17 protein-coding genes are annotated in these 15,817 nt (G+C 65.7%); 8 read left to right on the top strand and 9 right to left on the bottom strand.

The window, feature by feature from the left end:
* Window positions 1-61 precede the first annotated feature (61 nt).
* The 5 genes from OKW87_RS07460 to OKW87_RS07440 all read left to right on the top strand — a co-directional run bounded on the left by OKW87_RS07460 (window position 62) and on the right by OKW87_RS07440 (window position 4,738).
* On the top strand, window positions 62-790 hold the full coding sequence (locus OKW87_RS07460) for a response regulator (RefSeq protein ID WP_265543547.1): 729 nt from the start codon (window positions 62-64) through the stop codon (window positions 788-790).
* Window positions 787-2,121, top strand: a complete 1,335-nt coding sequence (locus tag OKW87_RS07455; RefSeq protein ID WP_265543544.1) for an ATP-binding protein — start codon at window positions 787-789, stop codon at window positions 2,119-2,121. The genes OKW87_RS07460 and OKW87_RS07455 overlap by 4 nt, the downstream gene beginning before the upstream one ends.
* 94 nt (window positions 2,122-2,215) lie before the next feature.
* On the top strand, window positions 2,216-3,235 hold the full coding sequence (locus tag OKW87_RS07450) for an SMP-30/gluconolactonase/LRE family protein (protein WP_265543542.1): 1,020 nt from the start codon (window positions 2,216-2,218) through the stop codon (window positions 3,233-3,235).
* A gap of 28 nt (window positions 3,236-3,263) precedes the next feature.
* Window positions 3,264-4,010, top strand: a complete 747-nt coding sequence (locus tag OKW87_RS07445) for an NUDIX hydrolase (RefSeq protein WP_265543540.1) — start codon at window positions 3,264-3,266, stop codon at window positions 4,008-4,010.
* A complete protein-coding gene (locus OKW87_RS07440) occupies window positions 4,007-4,738 on the top strand; it encodes an extensin-like domain-containing protein (protein ID WP_265543538.1) in 732 nt (243 codons plus the stop codon). Before OKW87_RS07445 ends, OKW87_RS07440 begins: the two co-directional genes overlap by 4 nt.
* Window positions 4,739-4,768: 30 nt before the next feature.
* Here the strand turns inward: OKW87_RS07440 and OKW87_RS07435 are convergent, their stop codons facing one another.
* A complete protein-coding gene (locus OKW87_RS07435) occupies window positions 4,769-5,320 on the bottom strand; it encodes a hypothetical protein (RefSeq protein WP_265543536.1) in 552 nt (183 codons plus the stop codon).
* Between the two features lie 379 nt (window positions 5,321-5,699).
* Here OKW87_RS07435 and OKW87_RS07430 point away from each other — a divergent pair, with 379 nt between their 5' ends.
* On the top strand, window positions 5,700-6,221 hold the full coding sequence (locus OKW87_RS07430) for a CHAP domain-containing protein (protein WP_265543535.1): 522 nt from the start codon (window positions 5,700-5,702) through the stop codon (window positions 6,219-6,221).
* A gap of 6 nt (window positions 6,222-6,227) precedes the next feature.
* Here the strand turns inward: OKW87_RS07430 and msrB are convergent, their stop codons facing one another.
* From msrB to OKW87_RS07410, 4 genes are all read right to left on the bottom strand, one after another.
* Window positions 6,228-6,710 carry a peptide-methionine (R)-S-oxide reductase MsrB gene (msrB, locus tag OKW87_RS07425; RefSeq protein WP_265543534.1) on the bottom strand — a complete coding sequence of 161 codons (483 nt, stop codon included), beginning with the start codon at window positions 6,708-6,710 and terminating at the stop codon, window positions 6,228-6,230.
* A 65-nt stretch (window positions 6,711-6,775) separates the two neighbouring features.
* Window positions 6,776-8,011: a cytochrome P450 gene (locus OKW87_RS07420; RefSeq protein WP_265543532.1), complete on the bottom strand. Its 1,236-nt coding sequence runs from the start codon at window positions 8,009-8,011 to the stop codon at window positions 6,776-6,778.
* Between the two features lie 58 nt (window positions 8,012-8,069).
* Window positions 8,070-9,305: an ABC transporter permease gene (locus tag OKW87_RS07415; protein WP_265543530.1), complete on the bottom strand. Its 1,236-nt coding sequence runs from the start codon at window positions 9,303-9,305 to the stop codon at window positions 8,070-8,072.
* Window positions 9,302-10,225, bottom strand: a complete 924-nt coding sequence (locus OKW87_RS07410; protein WP_265543529.1) for an ABC transporter ATP-binding protein — start codon at window positions 10,223-10,225, stop codon at window positions 9,302-9,304. Before OKW87_RS07410 ends, OKW87_RS07415 begins: the two co-directional genes overlap by 4 nt.
* Before the next feature lie 37 nt (window positions 10,226-10,262).
* Between OKW87_RS07410 and queG the strand changes: the two genes are divergently transcribed.
* The gene (queG, locus tag OKW87_RS07405) at window positions 10,263-11,309 is read left to right on the top strand and encodes a tRNA epoxyqueuosine(34) reductase QueG (RefSeq protein WP_265543527.1); all 1,047 of its coding nucleotides are present in this window, start codon (window positions 10,263-10,265) and stop codon (window positions 11,307-11,309) included.
* Window positions 11,310-11,416: 107 nt separating this feature from the next.
* On the opposite strand, the gene OKW87_RS07400 is transcribed toward queG, so the two are convergent.
* Window positions 11,417-11,776: a hypothetical protein gene (locus OKW87_RS07400; RefSeq protein ID WP_265543525.1), complete on the bottom strand. Its 360-nt coding sequence runs from the start codon at window positions 11,774-11,776 to the stop codon at window positions 11,417-11,419.
* Window positions 11,773-12,462 (bottom strand): EI24 domain-containing protein, encoded by a 690-nt coding sequence (locus tag OKW87_RS07395; protein WP_265543523.1) that lies wholly within the window; start codon window positions 12,460-12,462, stop codon window positions 11,773-11,775. The genes OKW87_RS07400 and OKW87_RS07395 overlap by 4 nt, the downstream gene beginning before the upstream one ends.
* A gap of 56 nt (window positions 12,463-12,518) precedes the next feature.
* Between OKW87_RS07395 and OKW87_RS07390 the strand changes: the two genes are divergently transcribed.
* Window positions 12,519-13,517: an adenosine kinase gene (locus OKW87_RS07390; protein ID WP_265543521.1), complete on the top strand. Its 999-nt coding sequence runs from the start codon at window positions 12,519-12,521 to the stop codon at window positions 13,515-13,517.
* A 189-nt stretch (window positions 13,518-13,706) separates the two neighbouring features.
* On the opposite strand, the gene OKW87_RS07385 is transcribed toward OKW87_RS07390, so the two are convergent.
* On the bottom strand, window positions 13,707-15,272 hold the full coding sequence (locus OKW87_RS07385) for an amino acid permease (RefSeq protein WP_265543519.1): 1,566 nt from the start codon (window positions 15,270-15,272) through the stop codon (window positions 13,707-13,709).
* A 120-nt stretch (window positions 15,273-15,392) separates the two neighbouring features.
* Complete coding sequence (locus OKW87_RS07380) at window positions 15,393-15,776, bottom strand: histidine triad nucleotide-binding protein (protein WP_265543517.1); 384 nt, start codon at window positions 15,774-15,776, stop codon at window positions 15,393-15,395.
* Between the last annotated feature and the right edge of the window lie 41 nt (window positions 15,777-15,817).

Here is a 15,817-nt window from a genome sequence, read left to right as displayed (position 1 = left end):
GTCCCTGGCCGCGACTTCGAAAAAGACAGCGCATAAATTTCGCGGTTCTTGGCGTAGAAGGATGAGCATGACTCACGCGGCGCAGCTTTCGAACGATACGGCGACCCTTCTTGTCGTCGATGACGACCGGGACATTCGCGAACTGCTGGCGAACAGTCTCGGCGCGCGGGGCTACCGGGTAGAAACCGCGGCCAGCGCGCAGGAAATGGACGAAGTGCTGGCGCGCATGCCGGTCGATTGCGTAATCCTGGATGTGATGATGCCCGGCGAGGACGGACTGAATGCCTGTCGCCGGATCGCGCAGCGCGGCGGGCCCGAGGTCGTCCTGCTCAGCGCATTGGGTGAAGAACCGGATCGCATCCTGGGCCTGGAGGTGGGTGCGAGCCATTATCTGTCCAAGCCCTGCAGCCCGCGCGAGATATTGGCGACGGTGCGCGCGGCGCTCCGCCGTCGCGGCGCCCCGGCCGAACCGTCGGGCGAAGTCTATGGCTTCGACGGCTGGCATATCGATTTCGACAGTCACGAGCTGTTCGATCCGCAGGGCGTGCTGGTGGGGCTCACCGACGGCGAGTTTGCAGTGCTGCGCGTCTTCATCGAGCGGCCACGCCGCGTGCTCACGCGCGAGGCGTTGCTTTCCGCGGCGCGCGGGCCCGATTCGGATGCCTATGATCGCGCGATCGACGTCCAGGTGAGCCGGCTGCGGCGCAAGCTGCGCACGGGGGGCGACGAGATCATTCGCACGGTGCGCAATGAAGGCTATCTCTTCGTGCCGCGCGTCGCTCGCACATGAAGCTTTTCGGAGGCGCGGCCCGTTCGCCGCTCTTCCTGCGGATATTTGGGCTGATGCTGGCCTGCGTCGCCGTCGTCCAGCTGATGAACCTGATCCTGCTGGTCGCGGCGCAGGCGCCCTCGGCCAAGCTCTATACGGTCGGCCAGATCACCGATGTGATGGCGCGCGGAACCGACGAAAGCGGCGAGATGGAGGTAGAGCGGATACGCCGCGTCGATCGTGCGCCATGGAATCCTCGCCGCGAACGGATCAAATCCGCACTCGCGGCCGCCCTCGGCGTTGGAGCAGGCGACATCGAGATCAGCTTTCCGACGCCTTTCCCGCAGCGCGAGCCGGTGTTCGACCGTGCCCGCGTGCGCCTTCCGGACTCGAATATTAGCGCAGCCGATGCGCGCGAGGTGATCGTAATCGGCGCCTTTTCGGCTGCGCGCCGTCAGCCCGACGGGACGTGGCTGCGCGTGAAGTCTGCGGAGGGTTTCGAGGCGTGGCGCTGGTTCGGCTTGCTGTGGCTTGCAATCTCGGCGCTGGCGGTAGCACCCTTCGCCTGGATGCTTGCACGCCGCTTCGCCGAGCCGATCGGCGCGTTTGCCGCGGCCGCCGAGCGACTTGGCCGCGATCCGCGCGCGCCTCCGCTCGAACTCAGCGGCCCGAGCGAGATCGCCGAGGCGGCGACTGCGTTCAATCGCATGCAGGCGCGGCTCAACCGCTATGTCGACGATCGCACGGTGGTGATCGGCGCGGTCGCGCACGATCTGCGCACACCGCTGATGCGACTGGCGCTCCGGCTCGAAGACGTGCCCGCAAAGGTTCGGCACGCGTGCGAAGCGGACATACGCGATCTGGAAGGTCTGATCTCCGCCGCGCTCGCTTATGTGCGCGATACCGGCCAGCCGGTGGCGCGCCGCCCGCTCGACCTGCAATCGCTCGCGGAAACCGTGGTCGACGACATGAGCGACCGCGGCGAGGCAGTGACGCTGACGCCCGGCCCGCCGATCGTGCTCAACGGCAATCCGGCCGGTCTGATGACGATGGTCACCAATCTCGTCACCAATGCAGTCAAATATGCCGGCGGTGCGCAGGTTTCGATCCACCGGGACGAAGACCATGCGATCATCGAGGTGCGGGATGCCGGGCCGGGGATCGCGGCCGAAGATATGGACCGCGTCTTCGAGCCTTTCTTCCGCGGCGAGCGATCGCGCAATCGCGACACCGGGGGGATCGGCCTCGGGCTTCCGAGCGCCCGGGCAGTCGCGCGCGCGCATGGCGGCGATGTCGAGGTCGCAAACCGTCCCGAGGGTGGGCTGATCGCGCGGGCGACGCTGCCGCTCTGACTTTGCGCCACCACGCTTCGGTGATAGCGCGATCATGACGGGCAGGGCGAAGCGCAGACTTCCGCACCCCGCCGAAGACAAGAGGAGAGAGACAATGACCCGCCTCGACTTGACGCGCCGCGCCGCGCTGGCCGGAATGGCCGCGCTGCCGCTTTTGCCGAGGTTGGCGCACGCGCAAACCGTAGGCGGCATCACCCGCCTCGATCCTGCGCTCGACGCAATCGTGGATATCGGCGCGCCGATCGAAGTGCTGGGGTCCGGCTTCAAATGGGCCGAGGGGCCGGCTTGGGTGAAGGAGGGTGGCTATCTGCTCTTCACCGACGTGCCCGCGAACATCATCTATCGCTGGAAGCAAGGCGAGGGGGTTACCTCGTTCCTGAACCCCTCGGGGCTGGCAGGCCCGATCCCCGCCGGGATACGGGAAGCGGGGGCCAACGGCCTGCTGAGCGATGGCCAGGGCAATCTGATCATGGCCGATTCCGGCACCCGCCTGATCGCGACTGTGGACCTCAAGACCAAGCGCAAGACGGTGTTGGCCGACCGCTTCGAGGGCAAGCGCTTCAACAGCTGCAACGATGTCGCGGCCGGGAAGGGTGGCACGCTCTACTTCACCGATCCGCCCTATGGCCTTGCCGATGGCGACAGTTCCCCGCTGCGCGAACTCTCCTTCAACGGCGTGTTCCGGCGCGCTGCCTCGGGCGAGATCACGCTGATCGATTCGAGCCTGAAGCGGCCCAACGGCGTTGCGGTCTCGCCAGATCATCGCACGCTCTACATCGCGATGTCCGACGATCAGCGGCCCGAAATCCTCGCCTACGAACTCGACGGCAACGGCGTGGCGACGAGGAAGAAGCGCGTATTTCACGATTTCCGCGCAGCACTTGCCCGAAAACTGCCCGGGTTGCCCGACGGGCTCAAGACCAGCGCGGACGGGCATGTCTATGCCACCGGACCGGGCGGGGTCTATATCCTGTCGCCCGAGGGCAAGGCTCTCGGGCTGATTTCGACGGGCAAGGCGACCGCCAATTGCGGCTTCGGCGAAGACGGCAAGACACTGTTCCTGACCTCCAGCGACATGCTCGCGCGGGTGCGTCTGAAGCGTTCGGGGTGGTGAGCGGGGCGAAGGCTCCCTAGATCGGGCTATGGCCGAAGCCGAAGCGATACCTGCCGCCACCGTAATCGTGATGCGCGACCGTGCAGGCAAACCGCCCGAATTGCTGATGGTTGAACGTGCGCAGGCGATGTCGTTCGCGGCCGGCGCGTTGGTCTTTCCCGGCGGGCGAGTCGATCCGGGCGACCGGCTGCTCGCCGCTCTGTTTGCGGGTGACCCAGACGATATCGCCGCTCGCGTCGCCGCGGTGCGCGAGACGCTGGAGGAAGCGGGAGTCGCGGTCGGCCTCGACGTCCCGCTCGCTGCGATTCCCAAACTCGGCAGGCGCCTCTATGCCGGTGAGCCGATGGGGGCGCTGCTCGAGAAAGCCGGCGGCGCGCTCCGCATCGACGCGCTGACGCCCTTCGCGCGCTGGCTGCCCACGGGCATGCGGCACAAGATCTTCGACACGCGCTTCTATCTTGCCCGCGCGCCCGACAACGCCGAGCCGGTGGTCGACGGCAACGAGAATGTTCGGGTCTTTTGGGCCGGCGCGCAGGCGGTGTTGGACGCCGCTGATGCGGGCGAGGCCATGATCATCTTCCCGACGCGGCGCAATCTCGAGCGGCTGGCGACCTTCGCAAGCTTCGAGCAGGCGGTGGCCGATGCGCTGGGGCATCCGGTGGAGACGATCACGCCCTGGGTCGAGCGCCGCGACGGCATCGACCATCTCTGCATCCCCGACCATCTCGGCTATCCCGTCACTGCCGAGCCGCTGGGCCAAGCGGTTCGCGCGTGAGGGCCATCCGTCTGACGATTGGTGCGGTGGTGACGGTCGCGGTCCTGCTCGGGATCGTCTTTACGCTCTACGCGCTGATGCGCAATCGCCCGCAGGACCTGCCCTGGACCCGGCTCGATCTGGGGCAGCCGATCGGCGCCTTCACCGGGCGCAAGCTGGCCGGATTGACCGACGATTATGCCGCCTGCCGCGCGCACCTGCGCAGCGCCGGGGTGCGCTATACGATGCTGCCGGCGGTGCAGTCGGAGGGGCAATGCGGCTATAGCGACGTGGTGCGCTTCGCGTCGGGTGGTTCTCGGCAGATTCGCTTCTCACCCGCCAATCTAGGCGTCTCCTGCCCCGTGGCGGCGGCGCTGACGCTCTGGGAATGGAACGTCCTTCAGCCCGCCGCGCAGAAGCATTTCGGAGCGCGGGTGGAATCGGTCGATCATCTCGGCAGCTATTCGTGCCGGCGCATCTACGGCCGCACCTCCGGCGACTGGAGCGAACATGCCACCGCCGACGCGGTCGACATTGCCGGCTTCCGACTGGCGGACGGAACGCGAATCAGCGTGCTCGGCGATTGGGAGAAGGAGGGGGCGAAGGCCGCCTTCCTGCACGAAGTGCGTACCGGCGGGTGCAAACTGTTTTCGACGGTGCTTTCGCCCGATTACAATGCGGCGCACCGTGATCACCTGCACCTCGATCAGGCAAAGCGTGGCGAGATGGGGGGCAGGGTATGCCGCTGACCCCCGCCGCGAGCGGCAGGGGTAGCGAGATCAGTTCGGCAGCGCCGTCGCGTCGACCTTTTCCACCCATTGCGGGAAGAATGCAGGCTGACGGTTCGACCAGCCCGATGCGGTAGCCGCGGCTTCGCTGATCGACTGGAGCAGCTTGCGGCGCAGGTCCGGGTGTAGATGCGGCAGCGCCGCGGCCGAGCAGAAAGCCGCGGGAAGCCAGGGTCGAACCTCGGCGCCGACCAGCCGCTCGTAGAGAAAGCGAAAGCTGGAGAAACTGGTGAGCCGGCCCTGGCTCAGATCGAATGCCGATACGGTGACCAGCGGCGCCATGAACGGTTCGATCGCGTTGAGATCGCTGTCGTCCGGCATCAGCGCGCGGATTTCGGGGATGCGATCATACATGCGCGCCTGGGCGCGGATACTGGCTGCCTCGACGACGTCGCGCGACCAGCGCTCCATTGCATCGTCGCGCTCAAGTCCGATGTCGAGCGAGCGGCGGACATAGCGCTGCGTCGCCGCGCTGAATCCCGCAAATTCCTTCATTTCGGCCAGCGTCATGGCGCCTTCGGCCGGCTTCATTCTCGATGCCATCACCTCAACTCCCACCCACTCATTCCCCACCGACGGATCATGCAATAGATTGGTTAACGCGTTGCTTAATCCGTCGTTGGCCCCTGTTCAGATTGGAGCGCAGAAGGTGTTGCGGCGCAACATCGCTGCGATGAACCGAGTCCGGTTTCTCGATGCGTGTGGCAATGCTGCGTTCAAGAAGGAAAGTGGGGCGAATCGGCAAGGTTCCGGCAACCCATCGGCTCACCGCAACGACTCGTCCCATCGACCGGTCGATGGGGTGTACGGCCCGGAAACGATCTGGTTAGCAGGATCCAACAGATCATCTTCCTGACCGGGGGGTCCCGTGAATTTTCGAGCGATTGCAGCGCGTTTCGCGCTGGTGGCGGCTTGCGCCCTGATGACTTCGATGCCCGCGCAGGCAAAGAGCGCGTTCCTGCAATGCGCGCCTTATGCTCGCCAAATCTCCGGCGTGAAGATCCACGGCAATGCCTGGACCTGGTGGGCGCAGGCCGCCGGCCGCTACGAGCGGGGCGAAGCGCCCAAGGTCGGCGCGGTGATGTCGTTCAAGAAAACCGGCCGCAACCCGTTCGGCCATGTCGCGATGGTCTCCAAGATCGTCGACGACCGCGAAGTCCTTCTCACCCACGCCAATTGGTCGCGCCGCGGCGGGATCGAGCGCAACGTGCGCGCCGTCGACGTGTCGGCAGCGGGCGACTGGAGCGAGGTTCGCGTATGGTTCGCCTCGGTCGGCGGGCTCGGCACGTCGACCTATCCGATCAACGGATTCATCTATTCGGACGGCGCCTCGGACGCAGACGATTTCGAGGCTCCCCAGATGGTGAAGAAGGACGATCGCGTGCTGGTCGCTTCGCTCCAGCTCGACCTCAGCGACCTGAAGCCCGAGACCGGCGTCAACTGAGCCGCGTCAGGCCTTCGGCTTGAAGGTCATCGCCACGCCATTCATGCAATAGCGCTTGCCCGTCGGGCGCGGACCATCGTCGAAGACATGGCCGAGATGCCCGCCGCAACGGCGGCAGCGGACTTCGGTTCGCGAAAAGCCCAGCGTTCGATCGGTGCGCGTGACCACCGCATTGGCTAGCGGCGCATAGAAGCTCGGCCAGCCGGTGCCGCTTTCGAACTTAGTGTTCGATGAAAAGAGTGGGAGCGTACAGCCGCCGCAGGCATAGACTCCCGCGCGCTTTTCCTTGTTCAGCGGGCTCGAATAGGGCCGCTCGGTGCCCTCGTGGCGGAGTACGTCATAGGCGGCGGGCGAGAGCCGCTTCTTCCACTCGGCGTCGGTGAGGTTGAAGGCGAAGGTCTGCGCGGCCTCGGCAGGTCCGCTTCCGCAGGCCGCGGTGAGTACGCCGAGCCCGGCGACGGTGAGAAGGGTGCGGCGATCGGTTTCCATCCGGCCTATGTGGGAACAGATTACGGCAATTCCAACGCTACCTCTCCCCTTGGGAGAGGCATGTTTCAATAGTGGCTAAGCTCCACCGGCATCTTGCGATATCCGTGGACGAAGCAGCCCGCGACTCGCTCGGGCTCGCGCATCACATTCGCACGCAGGCGCCGCTTGCCCATTTCCTCGAGCAATATGCCGATCTGCAGCTCGGCCAGCCGCGCGCCGACGCAGCGATGGATGCCGTGGCCGAACGCCAGGTGCCGCCGCGCATTCTCACGATCGACGATCAGCCGGTCCGCGTCGGGAAAGACGCTTTCGTCGCGATTGGCCGAGACATACCAGAGCGCGAGCTTGTCGCCCTCGCGGATCATCTTCCCTTCCAGTTCGGTGTCCTGGGTCGCGGTCCTGCGCATGTGCGAGAGCGGAGTCTGCCAGCGGATGATTTCCTGGACCGCATTCGGGATCAATCCGGGATTGGCCTCCAGCTTCGCGCGCTCGTCAGGAAACTGCTCGAGTCCCCAGGCATAAGCGCTCATCGAATTGCGCGTCGTATCGTTGCCGCCGACGATCAGCAGGAGAAGATTTCCCAGAAATTCCATCTGGTCCATATGCGACATCGCATCCGAATGGATCATCATCGAGATGAGATCGGGAGTCGGCTCCTTGCCGATCTTGCCTTGCCACAGATTGCCGAAATAGGCCGCGCATTCGAACAGAATCTGCTTGCGCTCTTCCTTGAGCACCGGGTCCTTGGCGATCTCGATATCGCCCGCCCAATCGGACCAGTAAGTGAGTTTTCGCCGGTCCTCCCAGGGGAAATCGAACAGGATCGCCAGCATCTGGGTGCTGAGCTCGATCGAGACTCGATCGACCCAGTCGAATTCCTCTCCCAGCGGCAGCGAATCGAGGATTTCGGCCGAGCGCGCGCGGATATTCTCGGTCATCCGCGCCATTTCGGACGGGGTGAAGGCCGGGGCGACGGTGCGCCGCTGGCCGGTATGCTTGGGCCGGTCCATTGCGATGAACATCGGCATCCTGATGTCCCCCTCCTTCAAATCGGCGAGGGTGATGGTGCCGATTGCGGAGGAATAGATGTCGGGGAGCGATTCGACCTGGGCCAACGCCTTATAGGTCGAGACCGACCAGTAAGGCCCGAAGTCGCTATTCTCGCAAAAATGGACCGGGGCTTCGGCGCGCAGCTTGCGGAAGGGTTCGTGCCACGTGTCGTCGCGGTACAGTTCGGGCCGGCTCACATCGAGCGGATCGACGGCATGTTCGGGCGCGTTTTCGGTCGCTAGCGTGGCCATGTGTCTCTCCTCATTTGACGTGAGGAGACTGCTAACTGACAGAGATGTCAATAGTGGCCTAACGCGCGAACATGGCTTTCAGCCTGAACTTGGGGCTGCCCGATTTGAGCACGCCGCGGCGGAACCAGCGCGCGCCCAGCGTCACGGTGATCGCGACCCACATCGCCTGCCAGGCAAGCGCCAGCAAATGCGGCCAAAGCTCGGGCGAATTGCCGGCACGCCCGATCATCGCGAAGGGCGAGCTGAACGGGAAGATCTCCGCTGCCAGCGCGACCCAGCTGCCGGGTGACGATGCCGCCGCGAGGGAAAAGCCGAACATCAGCATCTGGAAGATCGTGATCGGCAGCGACAGCATCTGCAGCTCGCGCTGAGTCGATGTCTGCGCGCCGATGCTCAGGAAAACTGCACCGAGGAGCATATAGGCCATCGTGAAATAGGCGATGAAGAGCAGCGCATAAGCCGGCATTCCGACCGCGGAGCCCATGCCGGAGAGGCCGCCGGCCACGTCACCGGGAATGAATTTTGCGGCGTTGAGCAACAGTGTCGCCCAGAACAGGATGAACAGCACCGCCACCGCGAACATGCCCACCAGCTTGCCGAGGAAAACCGATTCGAGCGGAACCGCGGCCGCCAAAATCTCAATCACCTTGTTCGATCGCTCCTCGGCCATGGTGCCCACCGCCTGGCTCGACAGGAACAGCGTGAGGAAAAACATCCCGAAAACGCCGATCGAGGCGACCTGGCTCTTGCCGGTGAGCGAGATGCCCTCGCGCTTGATCTCGGTGCGTGTAGGTGTGCTCAGGCGTGCCGCGCTGCCGAGCTTCTGGTTGCGCAGCGCCTGTTCGGCCAGTTCGGCGAGATAGGCGGCGTCGTCGCGGCCGCGCGGAGCGTAGAGGATTTCGGGGCGATCGAGCGGACCGTAGAGCACCGCGGCGGCTTCATAGTCGCGCGAGTCGAACATCGCGCGCGCCTGTGCTGCCACATCGGTCGCCGGCGCCACCAGCGTCAGCGGCGGCCGCGCATAATCGCCACGCGGCGGGAAGAGCGTGCGCAGCTCGCGGTCGGCCTCGACGATCATCGCCGACTGGCTGGCGGGGGCGATCGCCACCACCCGCACCTTGTCCTGCGCGCCGCTGTCCATCGACTGGGCACCGAGCCCGCCGACCAGCCCGAAGCCGATCATGAACAAGGGCGCGAGCAGGAAAAGCAGGAAAGTGGGGGTGAACACCGTCGCGATGAAATCGCGGCGGGCGATCGTGAGCGTCTGGCGCAGCGTGCGGCCAAAATTGCTCATGCCGCTTCCTCCAATGCCTGTTCGCCGACGATCTTGACGAAGGCGTCGTGCAGCCCCGGCCGCTCGATCGACAGGCCCGATATGCCGTAGCCGGCGTCGATCAGCCGCACGAGCAGAGCCTCCATCCCCTCATCGGGCACGGTGAAGCGCCAGCTGCCATTCTCGCGCTCGGCATCGGCGGGAAGCAGCGCGCCGGCGCCTTCGATATCGTTATGCGGGGTGTAATGCGCCTTCAGCGGCAGCAGCGCGCGGGCCTCGTTCACTGTGCCCTCGAAGCGGACCTTGCCGCCGGCGATGATCGACAGCCGATCGCACAGCCGCTCGGCATGCGCCATGACGTGGGTGGAAAAGAGGATCGTCGCGCCGCGGTCGCGCTCGGCGCGGATCAATTTCTCGAGCCGCTCCTGATTGACCGGATCGAGCCCCGAAAAGGGTTCGTCGAGCACGAGCAGATCGGGTTCGTGGACGATCGATCCGAGCAACTGGACCAGCTGCGCCATGCCCTTCGAAAGTTTGCGGATCTTGTCGTCGGCGGCGTGGCCGAGCCCGGCGGCCTCGAGCAGCCCGGCGGCGCGCTTGCGCCCGGTCGCCCAGGGCAGGCCGCGCAGCGCGCCCATGAAGGCGATCGCTTCCTTGCATTTCATACCCGGATAGAGGCCGCGTTCCTCGGGCAAATAGCCGACCTGATCGCTCGCCTCGCGGGGATTGGAGCGGCCGAGCAGCATCCGATCGCCCTCGTCGGGCTCGATGATGCCGAGCAGCATGCGCAGCGTGGTCGTCTTGCCCGCGCCGTTGGGGCCCAGCACGCCGTAGATCATGCCGGTGGGCACGGCGACGCTCACGCCGTCGACCGCGCGCCGATCGCCGAAGCGCTTGACGAGGCCGGTGGCGCTGACGGCCAGATCGCTGCTCAAATTCATGCCCCTAAAATCCAGAGCTTCGTGGTAGCGGGTGCGCGTGCGGCAAGACAAGCCATTGGAAGCCCGACTGAAGGCGAAAGCGGCCGAAATCGGCTTCGCGGATTGCGGGATCGCGCGCACCGACGCCGCGCCGGCGGCGGGCGCACGGCTGCGCGAATGGCTGGCCGAGGGGCGGCACGGATCGATGATCTGGATGGAGGAGCGCGCGCACCAGCGCGAGAGCCCCGCGTCGCTATGGCCCGAGGTGCGATCGGTGATCGCGCTTGGGATGAGCTATGCGCCCGCGAGCGACCCGCTGGCGCTGGCCGGGGAAGGGGAGGTGGGCCGCATCTCGGTCTATGCGCAGGGCGGCGACTATCATGACGTGATCAAGCGGCGGCTGAAGGAGCTGGCGCGCTGGCTGGTCGGGGTGGCCCCCGGCGCGGACGTCAAGGTGTTCGTCGATACCGCGCCGGTGATGGAGAAGCCGCTCTCCGAGGCGGCGGGGCTGGGCTGGCAAGGCAAGCATAGCAATCTGGTCAGCCGCGATCATGGCAGCTGGCTGTTTTTGGGCGCGATCTACACCACGCTGGAACTGGCGCCCGACGAGGCGGGGCGGGATCTGTGCGGCAGTTGCAGCGCCTGCCAGAGCGCGTGCCCGACCGATGCCTTTCCCGCCCCCTATCGGCTCGATGCGCGGCGCTGCATCTCCTACCTGACGATCGAGCATAAGGGACCGATCCCGCTCGAGTTTCGCGCGGCGATGGGCAATCGCATCTATGGCTGCGACGATTGCCTGGCGGTCTGCCCGTGGAACAAGTTTGCGGCTTCGGCGCAGGCGAACCTCGCCTTCGCGCCGCGAGCCGAGCTGACGGCGCCCGGGCTGGCCGACCTTCTGGCGCTCGACGATGCCGGGTTTCGCGAGGTGTTTTCAGGGTCGCCGATCAAGCGGATCGGGCGGGACCGGATGGTGCGCAATTGTCTGATCGCGGCGGGGAATAGCGGGAGTATGGCGCTGATCGGGCCTGTGCGCGCGTTGCTCGACGATCCTGATGCGGTGGTGCGCGAGGCGGCTGAGTGGGCGCTGGCGCGACTTTCTGCCTAATTCCCCTCCCGCTTGCGGGAGGGGTTAGGGGAGGGGAGTGCCGCGGGCGAACTGATATTTGACAGCCCCTCCCCCGACCCCTCCCGCAAGCGGAAGGGGAGAAGAAATCACCGCTTCCCCAAAGCCGCGACACAGCTTGCCTGGTCGATGGGACCACCGTCGCGCTGCCGGGTGTCGAGATAGGTTACGGTAGGATCCCCGCGGCCGTTGGCCGCCGGGTAGAGATAGGCATCGAGCACGCAGATCGGTCCGGCGAACTGCAATTTGCGCCCGCGCCCCTCGACGATATCGAGCTGCGGCTTGCCGAAGCGCGCGATCATCGCATTGCCGGTTTGGCCGAGGATCGCGCCGACATTTGCCGGCAGCGCGGCGGTGGGGACGGGGATATGGGCGGCCGGGCGTACTTCGGCGCCGCTGCCGCCGCATGCGCCCAGCGCGAGTCCGGCGGCGAGGATCCAGAATTTCATGCGAGTCTCCGATGGAAAAGATGCGTCGCCATCGCCGCGCCGACGATCGGGGCGAGCAGATTGAGGATCGGGACCAGGAACAGGGCCGTGCCGATCGCGCCGAGCAGGAAGCGGTGCCCCCCGGTCTGCTTGCGCCACGCGGGTAGCGCATCATAAGGCATGTGCCGGGCGGCGACCATGTCACCGAGATCGCGACCGAGCAGCCAGCTGTTGACCAGGAAGAACAGGATTGCCGTGCCCACACCGGTGATCAGCAGCATCAGATAGACCGGCGAAAGCAGCAGGTTGACGGCAACGATCCGCCCCGCCGAGCCCAGCCCCATCGCTAGCGAGCGCGCAAAGGGGAGGTCGCGCGCGCCGGCATGCGCGCCGGGATAATGTTTCGCTTCCACCGCCGCGACGACTTCGTCTGCGAAGATGCCGATCACCGCGACCGCGATCGCGCGGAACAGCAGCCACCAGGCGATCAGCAGCAACACAAGCGTGGCGATGCTCGCAAAGGCACCGCTTCCGCCGTTCATGCCAAGCCAGGATCCGGCGACGGCCCCGAGCCAATCCATCGCAAACCAAAGCCCCACGCCCCCGCAAGCGAACAGCAGCAAGGTCACGATCAGCGACTTGAGGAACACCATCATAATGCGCGGATCGAGCAACTGGCCGAGCGAGAGGAAGAAGGCCTGTAACATTGCGCTCTCCCTTGCCTGTCCCTAGTGCGTCGACGCAACCCAATTGGAGCCAAGAATTGACCAGCCCCACCTATGACGTGGTCGCGATCGGCAATGCCATCGTCGACATCCTCGCCCAGGCCGAAGACAGTTTCATTGAGGAGATCGGCGTCGCCAAGGGCTCGATGCAGCTGATGTTCTCGCCCGAGGAAGCCGACGCGCTCTATGCTAAGATGGGCCCGGGCCGCGAAGTATCGGGCGGATCGGCGAGCAATACCGTCGCCGGGATCGCGGCGCTGGGCGGCAAGACCGCCTTCATCGGCCAGGTCGCCGACGACCAGCTCGGCGCGGTCTTCGCGCATGATCTGCGCGCCGCTGGGGTCGCGTTCGCCACGCCGGTGCGCCCGGGCCAGCCGACCACCGCGCGCTGCCTGATCTTCGTCACGCCCGACGGGCAGCGGACGATGAACACCTTCCTGGGGGCGTCGCAATATCTGCCCGCCGCCGCGCTGGATGAGGAGGTGATCGCCAAGGGCGCGATCCTCTATCTCGAAGGCTATCTGTGGGATCCCGAGGAGCCGCGCGCGGCGATGCGCAAGGCGATCGACATCGCCCGCGCCAACGGCCGCAAGGTCGCCTTCACGCTCAGCGACGTGTTCTGCATCTCGCGCCACGGCGACGATTTCCGGCAGCTGATCGCCGATGGCCTGATCGACATCCTGTTCGCCAACGAGAATGAGCTGCTGGCGCTGTGCGAGCATGAGAGCTTCGAAGCCGCGGTCGAGCATATCCATGGCAAGGTGCCGCTGCTGGTCGTCACCCGCTCCGAGCAGGGGGCGATGGCATTGCAGGGCAGCGAGCGAGTCGAAGTTCCCGCCGAGCCGATCGCCAAGCTGGTCGACACGACCGGCGCGGGCGATATGTTCGCCGCGGGCTTCCTGCATGGCCAGGCGCAGGGCCGCGGGCTCGAGGACTCGCTTCGCCTCGGCGCGATCTGCGCGGCGGAGATCATCCAGCATTATGGCGCGCGCGCCGAGGTGGACCTGAAGAAGCTGACCGACGAAAAGCTGGGCTGAGCTAGTCCTCCCCGGTACGGGGAGGGGGACCAGCCGAAGGCTGGTGGAGGGGGCGGGCCGCAAGCTGGCCGCGTCGTGGAGAGCCCCCTCCGTCAGCGCTATGCGCTGCCACCTCCCCGTACCGGGGAGGATAAAGAAAAAGGGCCCGGGGATCGCTCCCCGGGCCCTTTCTTTGTGCGCTACGCCGGATCAGGCGTCCTTATACCCCGGCGTCGGGGCACCCGGCAGCGGCGGGACCGGCTGCGGCGGGGCGTCGGGATCGTCCTCGTGGACGTCGACGATGCCCTGGCCGACATGGCTCTTGCGGCGGCTGTAGGCGAAATAGACGACGAGCCCGATCGCCGCCCAGATCACGAACATCAGCTTGGTGTCATGCCCCAGGCTGTAGAACAGATAGGCGCAGCCGAGAATCGCGATCGGCGCGGTGATCGTGATGAAGGGCGTCCGGAACGGACGATGGCGGCTCGGATCGGTCCGACGCAGCACCAGCACCGCGATCGACACCGCGGCGAAGGCGAACAAGGTGCCCGAGTTCGAGATGTCGGCCAGCTTGCCGACCGGAAAGAAGGCCGCGAACATCGCCACGAAGATGCCCGTCAGGATCGTGATGACGTGCGGGGTGTGGAACTTCGGATGGACCTTGGAAAAGACCGCGGGAAGCAGGCCGTCGCGCGACATCACGAAGAAGATGCGGGTCTGGCCGAACATCATCATCAGGATGACTGAAGGCAGCGCCAGGCCGGCGGCGAGGCCGATGAGGTTGCCGATCTGCGGCCAGCCGATTTCGCGCAGCGTCCAGGCCAAGGCCTCCTTCGAGCAGACAACCGCGTCGCGGCCGGTGGCGGCGACATTGTCCGCGCAGGCCTTGGTCAGCTCGATGCTGCCCGGGGGCAGTGCCGCGCCGTCGGGGCCCAGCATCGGCTGCGCGCCGACGCTGCCAATGACGCCGGCGGCGACGAGCAGGTAGAAGATGGTGCAGATGGCGAGCGAACCGATCAGGCCGATCGGCATGTTGCGCTGCGGATTCTTGGTTTCCTCCGCGGCGGTCGAGACCGCGTCGAAGCCCACATAAGCGAAGAAGATCGAGGCGGCGGCGGCTGATACACCGGCGAAGCCGAGCGGCGAGAAGGGCTCGAAATTCTGCATGTTCATCGCCGGCACCGCCAGGATGATGAAGAGCGTCAGCGCGGCGACCTTGACCAGGACGAGGATCGAATTGACAAACGCGCTCTCCTTGGTGCCGATCACCAGCAGCCAAGTGACGAGGCCGGCAATCGCCATCGCCGGCAGGTTGATCAGCCCGCCGTCATAGGGACCACGCACCAGCATGTCGGGAATGTCGATCGCGAACGCGTTTTCGAGCAGGCCGACGACATAGCCTGACCAGCCGACCGAAACCGCCCCCGCGGCAACGGCATATTCGAGAATCAGGGCCCAGCCGACCATCCAGGCGATCAGTTCGCCCATCACGGCATAGCTATAGGTATAGGCGGAGCCCGAAACCGGGACCATCGCGGCCATTTCTGCGTAGCAGAGCGCGGCGACCGCGCAGACGAAGCCGGCGATCACGAACGCCAGCATCATGCCGGGGCCGGCCTTTTGCGCAGCCTCGGCGGTGAGAACGAAGATACCGGTACCGATCACCGCGCCGATGCCGAGCATCGTCAGCTGGAAGGCGCCGAGCGATCGGTGGAGCGATTTCTTCTCGGCTGTGGCCAGAATGGCGTCGAGTGACTTTACGCGCCCGAAAATCATGAATGGGTCCCCTTACGGCGTCTGATGCGCCGCTCCGAATTGGAAAGGCGCGAGCCTAGTCGCAAAACCCGAGGGTGCAATCCCTTAGTGCGATGAGACGAACTGGCATGGCCGCCGGACTCAGCCCTGGCGAGCGAGCATCGGGCCCAGGGGCCGCCCCGCGAAGATATGCACGTGGAGGTGCGGGACTTCCTGGCCGCCGTGCTGGCCGACATTGGCGAGTAGGCGATAGCCGTCCTCGACCATCCCCGCTTCCCGCGCGACCAGTCCTACTGCGCGGATGAATCCGGCAATCTCGGCGTCGCTCGCCTTCGTAGAGAAATCGTCCCAGCTGACATAGGCGCCTTTGGGGATCACCAATATATGTTGCGGCGCCTGCGGATTGATGTCGGGAAAGGCGAAGGCATGCGCGTCCTCGTAGATCGGCTTGGCAGGAATTTCGCCGCGCAGGATTTTCGCGAAGATGTTGTCGGGGTCATAGGGCTGGGTGGCGTCGATGGGCATAAGGTGCTCCTAGTTTGCCGCACCGTAACCGATCCTCCCCG

The sequence above is a fragment of the Sphingomonas sp. M1-B02 genome, assembly GCF_026167525.1.
In the GTDB taxonomy this organism is placed as follows: Bacteria; Pseudomonadota; Alphaproteobacteria; order Sphingomonadales; family Sphingomonadaceae; genus Sphingomonas.
The sequence above is the reverse complement of the archived record's forward strand: the minus strand, read 5'-3'. Positions and strand labels throughout refer to the sequence as shown.